Genomic DNA, 6,967 nt, shown 5'->3' with positions numbered 1-6,967 from the left:
GACCTTTGAAGCTTCGTATAATACCTATAAATTGCTCCGCTGCAAAGCAGCTCACGCAATTTAACAAACACTCAGAATCCGCTGATTTACTACGTAAATCGCTCCTTCTTCCTGTTTGGCGGGTTCCAAGCTCAAAAGCCTTGGCGTGCAAGCCCGCCCGGCTTTCTGACCTTTGAACCCTAGTACAGTGAATATTAAGTAACCGCCATATTGGTTTGTCTGATTTTTCATCTGCTGCGTTGTCGTCAATCGACGTAGCCACCGCTACGCCTCATTCCTCCGCCTTGCATATGAAGAAATCATCCTGCGTCAATATAGCAGATACTTAATTTTCACTGTACTAGTATTATCATATCATTTTCAAAATCAGAATTCAACTGTAACAGCCGGGGGAAAATCATGGTATAATGAGACCAGTAAAAACGATGACAGAAACGGAGGTAGCCTTATGAATCTGACAGAAAAACAGAAGGAGCAGCTCATCGCAGTGCTTCAGGGAGCGGTATTTGCTGCCTTTGCAGGTGCAGCTCTGCTTCAGGAAGGAAAGCTTTACCGGAAATACAGAAAGAAAATTCTGGCAGAAAATGCCAGACAGAAAGAAAAACTGACAAAACAGAAATATCACCTGAAAGAAAAAGACATGAAGAGAAAATACCGTGCCAAAAAGAAGAAAAAGTTTGCCCCCATCGGTATCCTATGATAGAATAAATCCAGAGCAAAAAAATCTTTGAGAGGATGAGTGCGTATGGATATTTTGATCAAAGGCGGCCGCCTTCTGGATCCGGCGAATGATCGTGATGGTCTTTTTGACATCTGGATCCGTGACGGCAAAATTTTGAAAGTGATGGAACCGAGTACAGAAAAGGAAGAGCCGGATACGTCAGCAGAAGACTGCAGAGTCGTGGATGCCTCCGGCTGTTATGTAATGCCGGGACTGATCGATCTGCATGTACATCTTCGCGACCCCGGCTTTACTTATAAGGAGACGGTAGACTCGGGAGCAGAGGCGGCAGCACACGGCGGATACACTACTATCGTGGCCATGCCTAACACGAAACCGGTCATGGACGAAGGACACCGGGTTTCCTATGTACACAATAAAGCGAAAATGCTGGGTCTTATCAACGTGCTTCAGGCAGGAGCTGTGACCAAAGGCATGAGAGGCGAAGAGCTTTCAGATATTGAGAGCATGGTAAAAGCCGGTTCTCCTGCCATCAGTGAGGATGGAAAGTCTGTTATGGATTCCGGGCTTTACCGGAAGGCCATGAAAATCGCAAAATCTCATAATATCCCGGTTCTGGCTCATTGTGAGGACATCAATCTGGTAGAGGGCGGTGTCGTGAATGCAGATAAGGATATGAAAGCCAAAGGCTGGAAGGGCATCAGCAATGCGGTTGAGGATGTGATCGTGGCAAGAGACATCCTGCTGGCAAAGGAGACAGGAGCCAGACTGCATCTCTGCCATTGCTCCACCAAAGACAGCGTCCGTATGGTAAAAGCTGCCAAAGCGGACTGTGTGGATGTTTCCGCTGAGGTCTGCCCGCATCACTTCACCCTGACTTCCGCAGACATTCCGGGAAATGATGCCAATTATAAGATGAACCCGCCGCTTCGTACAAAAGAGGATGTGGAAGCATTGAAACAGGGACTGCATGATGATATCATGGATGTCATCGCGACAGACCATGCTCCGCACAGCGAGGAAGAGAAGCTTCGCACCATGCAGAGTGCACCTTTCGGTATCGTGGGTCTGGAGACAGCCGTTCCGCTGACCATCAGTGAGCTGGTACGCCCCGGTGTGCTCACTCCGCTGCAGATGGCAGCCAAGATGAGTGCAAATCCGGCAAAAGTCTTAGGCATTGACAAGGGAAACCTGGCTGAGGGCAAGATCGCAGATGTGACCATCATCGATCCCGAGGTGGAATATACCATTGATAAGAACAAATTCCGTTCCCAGGGAAAAAATACCCCCTTCCACGGAAGAAAAGTATTCGGTGAGGTGGAAATGACCATCTGCGGCGGAGAGATCGTTTACGCCGCTGACCGTATGAAACAGTAAACAAAACAAGGAGAAAAAAGAATGATTCAGAAACTCATCAGTAAAATTGAGAAAACACATGCACCTATCGTAGTGGGACTGGATCCCATGCTGAACTATATCCCGAAACAGATTCAGGAAAAAGCGTTCAAAGAGTACGGCGAGACCTTAAAGGGAGCCGGCGAAGCCATCTGGCAGTATAACAAAGAGATCATCGATCATGTGTATGATCTGATCCCGGCAGTAAAACCCCAGATCGCGATGTATGAGCAGTTCGGCATCGAAGGTCTTATCGCCTTCAAAAAGACGGTAGACTACTGTAAGGAAAAAGATCTGGTAGTGATCGGAGATGTCAAGAGAGGCGATATCGGTTCTACTTCAGCAGCCTATGCAGTAGGTCATCTGGGACAGGTTCAGGTAGGAAGCCAGAAATATGCCGGCTTTGATGAGGATTTTGCGACCGTAAATCCCTACCTTGGAACAGACGGCATCAAACCTTTCATCGATGTCTGCAAGGAAGAGAAAAAAGGAATATTTGTACTGGTGAAGACCTCCAATCCCTCCAGCGGAGAGTTCCAGGACCGTCTGATCGATGGTCGTCCCCTTTATGAGATCGTAGGTGAGCATGTAGCTGCCTGGGGAGAGGAGTGCATGGGCGACAAATACAGCTATGTTGGAGCTGTTGTCGGAGCAACCTATCCGGAGCAGGGTAAGATTTTAAGAAAGATCATGCCGAAAGCCTTTATCCTCGTACCGGGCTACGGTGCACAGGGCGGAAAAGGCAAGGATCTGGTTCACTTCTTCAATGAGGACGGACTGGGAGCTATCGTTAATTCTTCCCGTGGAATCATTGCTGCATGGAAACAGGAAAAATATGCGAAGTACGGTGAAGCTGCTTTTGCAGAGGCATCCAGAGCTGCTGTAGAAGATATGATCGCAGATATCGACGGCGCACTGAAAAACAGATAAATAAAAAACAGAAAACAGAGACTGCCAGGTGCGTTGAAAAATGTGTCTGGCAGTTGTCAGAGTATGGAGAGAAAAAAGTGGCAAAGTTTAAAGAATGTGCAAAAGTAGTAAGCCAGGAGAAGATCGGAACAGGGATCTTCAGTATGTGGCTCCAGACAGAACAGGTGGCAGGAGAAGCGAAACCGGGACAGTTTATCAACCTTTACTGTCAGGATGGCAGCCGTCTGCTTCCGAGACCGATCAGTATCTGTGAGGTAAATAAGGAAGCAAAACAGCTCCGGATCGTTTATCGGGTTGCCGGAAAAGGAACCTCTGAATTTTCTGCTTATTCCGAAGGGGAGCAGGTGGAGATCCTCGGACCTCTGGGAAATGGTTTCCCTCTGGATCGGATGGAAGAAGGAAAGAAAGCCTTTCTTATCGGCGGCGGTATCGGAATCCCGCCCATGCTGGAGTTATCCAGAGAGTTAAAGGGAGAGAAACAGATCATCCTGGGCTACCGGGACGAGCTGTTCCTCAATGAAGAGCTGGCAGAGAACGGAACGGTTTATCTGGCAACAGAGGATGGCAGCGCCGGAACAAAAGGAAACGTGCTGGATGCCATCCGCGCAGAAGGACTGACGGCAGATGTGATCTATGCTTGCGGACCGACTCCCATGCTTCGTGCCCTGAAAGCCTATGCAGAGGAAAACGGCATCGAGTGCTGGCTTTCTCTTGAAGAACGGATGGCCTGCGGCGTAGGAGCCTGTCTTGGCTGTGTCTGCAAATCCAAAGAAGTGGACAGCCATTCTCATGTCCACAATAAACGGGTATGTAAAGACGGACCGGTATTTCTTTCTACGGAGGTGGAGTTATGATGACAGATATGCGTGTGAAGATCGCCGGTGTGGAACTGAAGAATCCGGTGATGACAGCCTCCGGAACCTTTGGCTCCGGTGAGGAATACAGTGAATTTGTGGATCTCAACCGTCTGGGCGCCGTTGTGACCAAAGGTGTGGCAAATGTTCCCTGGCCGGGAAATGCAACTCCCAGAGTGGCAGAGACTTATGGTGGTATGATGAATGCCATAGGGCTTCAGAATCCCGGTATCGATGTATTCTGTAAAAGAGATATTCCCTTCCTTCAGAAATATGATACGAAGATCATCGTCAATGTCTGCGGTCATGCACCGGAAGAATACCTGGCTGTGGTAGAACGGCTGGCAGAGGAAAAGATCGACATGATGGAGATCAACATTTCCTGTCCGAACGTCAATGCCGGTTTCCTTGCTTTTGGTCAGGATCCAAAGCATGTGGAAGAGCTTACCGCTGAGATCAAAAAGATCGCAAAACAGCCGGTGATCATGAAGCTGACGCCGAACGTAACGGATATCGCTGAGATCGCCCGTGCAGCAGAGGCAGGCGGAGCCGATGCGGTGTCTCTGATCAATACGCTGACCGGTATGAAGATCGACGTAAACCGCCGTACCTTTGCACTGGCCAATAAAACAGGCGGTGTCTCCGGGCCTGCTGTGCATCCTGTCGCTGTGCGTATGGTCTACCAGGTTGCCAATGCCGTAAAGATCCCGGTCATCGGCATGGGCGGCGTTGCCACCGCAGAAGATGCTCTGGAGTTCATTCTTGCAGGAGCTACCGGTGTCGCTGTGGGAACAGCCAACTTTGTCAATCCCACCGCTACCCTTGATGTCATCGACGGTATCCAGGCGTATATGGAGAAATATGGTGTGAAGGATATCCATGAACTCATCGGAGCGGTAAAATAAACAGAAAGACTCCGATACCAGAAGATACGAAACAGTCACGAAAAGAGGAATAAAAAATGCCAGGCTATCTCATCAAAGATACCACCAGAGAAGAGCGGGAGCAGATCGTCGCAGATTCTCTTGAAAATATAGAAGCAACCTGTGACGGATGCGGCAGTGGCCTTGTGGAAATGTACCAGGCTTACATAGACGGAGAAAAAGAACTCCGGGAGATCAATATGGAGTTTCATGCCCGTTATATTTCCGGTGAAGAAGGACCGGAAACAGGCAGCTGTCCCTTTTGCTGAAGAAAGAAACCCGTGTGTCAAAGTGACATGCGGGTTTTTCATGAAAGGATTGTTATTTCCGGTATGGTATGTTAAAATAGGAAAGAAAATTGGAAAGATACAGGCGTGAAGCCTTGGTAAAAGCAGGAGGTTTAAAATAAAATGGAAAGCTACAAGCAGGAATTTATCGAATTTATGGTTGCCAGCGATGTATTGAAATTCGGTGATTTTACGCTGAAAAGCGGAAGAAAATCACCTTTTTTCATGAATGCGGGTGCTTATACGACAGGAACACAGCTTCGTAAACTGGGTGAATATTATGCAAAGGCGATTCACGATCATTACGGACTGGATTTTGATATCCTTTTCGGGCCGGCATACAAGGGAATCCCCTTAAGCGTTGCCACCGCTATGGCGATCAGCGAGCTTTACGGAAAAGATGTCCGCTACTGTTCCAACCGTAAGGAGATCAAAGACCACGGAGATACAGGAATCCTGCTCGGAAGTCCGATCAAAGACGGCGACCGCGTTGTGATCATTGAGGACGTGACCACTTCCGGAAAATCCATCGAGGAAACTTTCCCAATCATCCGTGCACAGGGAAATGTGGAGATCAAAGGTCTCATCGTATCCCTGAACCGTATGGAGAGAGGCCAGGGAACGAAGAGCGCTCTGGAGGAAATTCAGGAGAAATACGGTTTCCCGGCAAATGCTATCGTAAACATGGCAGAAGTGACCGAGCATCTTTACAACAAAGAGTGCGGCGGAAGAGTTGTCATCGATGATGGCATCAAAGCAGCCATCGATGCATACTATGAGCAGTACGGAGCAAAATAAGCAGATATGAAGGAGGTCTTTCCATGAGCGAAAAGATTTATAAAGCCATGAAAAATACCGGAGCACTGAATATCGTACTTGGAGTTGTGACTCTGGTGGCCGGAATCACCAGTGGAATCCTGCTGATCATTTCCGGAGCAAATCTTTTGAAAAAGAAAAACGGAGTTCTGCTCTGAGATTTTAAACTATGAAAAAAACAACAAAAAAGAAAATCCGGATAGCCGGAGTGGTCCTGTTTTTCCTTTATCTTGTAGTCCTGACATATTTTCTCTTTTTTTCGGAGAAATACGGCAGAACGGCAGAACGGGAATTCAGCTATAACCTGACACCGTTTTTGGAGATCCGGCGTTTTTGGAACTACAGGGAGATTCTGGGGGTTAAGGCGGTTTTTATCAATCTGGCAGGAAATATTCTGGCATTCGTACCGTTTGGGGCGATCCTTCCGGTGATCAGCAGACGCTTCCGGGGCTTTTTCCGTGTGATGCTCCTGGGTTTTTTCTTCAGTCTTCTGGTGGAGTGTACCCAGCTGGTGACCCGGGTGGGGACCTTTGACGTAGATGATCTGATGCTGAACACGCTTGGGGCTGTGATCGGTTATCTGTTTTTTACCCTTTGCGACCGGATAAGGAGACATATTTATGGCTAAGAAAAAGATGTATACATTTTCTGAGCACCGCCATTCCAGAAAAGGAATTACCTCTACGATCCTGGGGGGGATCTCTCTGATCCTCTTTGTGGTGCTGGCCTATATTGCCTGGTGGTCTTACGGGGAAGGCGGACCGATCCTGGGTTCCCTCGGATTCACCGGGATCATATTTGCCATCTGCGGACTGGTGAGTGGTCTGAGCAGCTTTCGTGAAAAGCATATTTTATATACCTTTTCCAAAGCAGGTTCCATCGTAAGCAGTGTGGCGCTGGTACTCTGGATCTTTGTGGTCCTCTTAGGCGTATCATAAAGAAAGGCGTTGCAGAGCAGAAAAACGGATCTGTTCTGCAGCGCTTTTTTGGTGTTGGATAAGAAATGTCATGACGGAAGTTTTTAGGAGGTTGTTAACAGTTAAATATAAATTATAAAATTATATAAGCCGGTGTTGAGTT

Annotated in this window: 11 protein-coding genes; 10 read left to right on the top strand and 1 reads right to left on the bottom strand. The window is 47.9% G+C overall.

Annotated features, from left to right (window positions below; all coding sequences use genetic code 11):
• Window positions 1–262: hypothetical protein (locus tag DXA57_RS17385; RefSeq protein ID WP_207661543.1), on the bottom strand; the 262-nt coding region annotated here is incomplete at its 3' end.
• A 186-nt stretch (window positions 263–448) separates the two neighbouring features.
• Between DXA57_RS17385 and DXA57_RS16635 the strand changes: the two genes are divergently transcribed.
• From DXA57_RS16635 to DXA57_RS16595, 10 genes are all read left to right on the top strand, one after another.
• Window positions 449–700 carry a hypothetical protein gene (locus tag DXA57_RS16635; protein WP_117768379.1) on the top strand — a complete coding sequence of 84 codons (252 nt, stop codon included), beginning with the start codon at window positions 449–451 and terminating at the stop codon, window positions 698–700.
• Between the two features lie 45 nt (window positions 701–745).
• Entirely contained in the window at window positions 746–2,059 is a 1,314-nt protein-coding gene (locus DXA57_RS16630; RefSeq protein ID WP_117768378.1) for a dihydroorotase, read from the top strand.
• 21 nt (window positions 2,060–2,080) lie between these two features.
• Window positions 2,081–3,007: an orotidine-5'-phosphate decarboxylase gene (gene pyrF / locus DXA57_RS16625; protein ID WP_117768377.1), complete on the top strand. Its 927-nt coding sequence runs from the start codon at window positions 2,081–2,083 to the stop codon at window positions 3,005–3,007.
• Between the two features lie 77 nt (window positions 3,008–3,084).
• The gene (locus DXA57_RS16620) at window positions 3,085–3,861 is read left to right on the top strand and encodes a dihydroorotate dehydrogenase electron transfer subunit (RefSeq protein ID WP_117768376.1); all 777 of its coding nucleotides are present in this window, start codon (window positions 3,085–3,087) and stop codon (window positions 3,859–3,861) included.
• Entirely contained in the window at window positions 3,861–4,766 is a 906-nt protein-coding gene (locus DXA57_RS16615; RefSeq protein ID WP_117768385.1) for a dihydroorotate dehydrogenase, read from the top strand. Before DXA57_RS16620 ends, DXA57_RS16615 begins: the two co-directional genes overlap by 1 nt.
• 56 nt (window positions 4,767–4,822) lie before the next feature.
• Window positions 4,823–5,053: a purine biosynthesis protein PurH gene (locus DXA57_RS16610; RefSeq protein ID WP_117768375.1), complete on the top strand. Its 231-nt coding sequence runs from the start codon at window positions 4,823–4,825 to the stop codon at window positions 5,051–5,053.
• Window positions 5,054–5,194: 141 nt separating this feature from the next.
• Entirely contained in the window at window positions 5,195–5,869 is a 675-nt protein-coding gene (pyrE, locus tag DXA57_RS16605) for an orotate phosphoribosyltransferase (protein ID WP_117768374.1), read from the top strand.
• Window positions 5,870–5,892: 23 nt separating this feature from the next.
• On the top strand, window positions 5,893–6,045 hold the full coding sequence (locus DXA57_RS17360) for a hypothetical protein (protein ID WP_199612769.1): 153 nt from the start codon (window positions 5,893–5,895) through the stop codon (window positions 6,043–6,045).
• Between the two features lie 11 nt (window positions 6,046–6,056).
• Window positions 6,057–6,515: a VanZ family protein gene (locus DXA57_RS16600; RefSeq protein ID WP_117768373.1), complete on the top strand. Its 459-nt coding sequence runs from the start codon at window positions 6,057–6,059 to the stop codon at window positions 6,513–6,515.
• Window positions 6,508–6,825 carry a DUF6142 family protein gene (locus tag DXA57_RS16595; protein WP_117768372.1) on the top strand — a complete coding sequence of 106 codons (318 nt, stop codon included), beginning with the start codon at window positions 6,508–6,510 and terminating at the stop codon, window positions 6,823–6,825. The genes DXA57_RS16600 and DXA57_RS16595 overlap by 8 nt, the downstream gene beginning before the upstream one ends.
• Window positions 6,826–6,967 lie beyond the last annotated feature (142 nt).

This window comes from Blautia sp. OF03-15BH, assembly GCF_003463065.1.
Taxonomy (GTDB): Bacteria; Bacillota; Clostridia; order Lachnospirales; family Lachnospiraceae; genus Limivivens.
Note: the sequence above shows the minus strand (reverse complement) of the source record. Positions and strands in the feature narration are given on the sequence as shown.

Excerpts from the sequence above, each read along its gene's own strand:
- DXA57_RS16635 (WP_117768379.1), top strand. The coding sequence starts at position 449 with ATGAATCTGACAGAAAAACAGAAGGAGCAGCTCATCGCAGTGCTTCAG.
- DXA57_RS16630 (WP_117768378.1), top strand. The coding sequence starts at position 746 with ATGGATATTTTGATCAAAGGCGGCCGCCTTCTGGATCCGGCGAATGAT.
- pyrF (WP_117768377.1), top strand. The coding sequence starts at position 2,081 with ATGATTCAGAAACTCATCAGTAAAATTGAGAAAACACATGCACCTATC.
- DXA57_RS16615 (WP_117768385.1), top strand. The coding sequence starts at position 3,861 with ATGACAGATATGCGTGTGAAGATCGCCGGTGTGGAACTGAAGAATCCG.
- DXA57_RS16610 (WP_117768375.1), top strand. The coding sequence starts at position 4,823 with ATGCCAGGCTATCTCATCAAAGATACCACCAGAGAAGAGCGGGAGCAG.
- pyrE (WP_117768374.1), top strand. The coding sequence starts at position 5,195 with ATGGAAAGCTACAAGCAGGAATTTATCGAATTTATGGTTGCCAGCGAT.
- DXA57_RS17360 (WP_199612769.1), top strand. The coding sequence starts at position 5,893 with ATGAGCGAAAAGATTTATAAAGCCATGAAAAATACCGGAGCACTGAAT.
- DXA57_RS16600 (WP_117768373.1), top strand. The coding sequence starts at position 6,057 with ATGAAAAAAACAACAAAAAAGAAAATCCGGATAGCCGGAGTGGTCCTG.
- DXA57_RS16595 (WP_117768372.1), top strand. The coding sequence starts at position 6,508 with ATGGCTAAGAAAAAGATGTATACATTTTCTGAGCACCGCCATTCCAGA.